This window comes from Klenkia sp. AC732 (genome assembly GCF_979256525.1).
The window spans coordinates 1-234 of the sequence record NZ_CEEDOS010000184.1; the positions used below are offsets into that span (position 1 = coordinate 1).

Genomic DNA, 234 nt, shown 5'->3' on the forward strand with positions numbered 1-234 from the left:
GCAGGGGTGCGGTGAGCAGGGCGGCGGCCGTGCGGCGCATCGTCACCGTCCCTTCGGGCGGGCCAGGGTCTCCACGACCCGGCCGACCCAGTCCCCGGCCAACGCCAGCAGCGCGACCAGCAGGGCCCCGCTGTAGAGCAGGGTGTCCAGGTTGAGGGTGATGCCGGTGGTGATCAGCAGGCCCAGCCCGCCACCGTCGATGAAGGTGGCCAGCGTGGCGGTGCCCACCAGCAG

General features: G+C 73.5%; 1 pseudogene. It reads right to left on the minus strand.

From position 1 onward, the window contains the following. Window positions 1-42: 42 nt before the first annotated feature. Window positions 43-234: pseudogene (locus tag AC0IVP_RS22195) on the minus strand (ABC transporter permease); the annotation flags it as partial.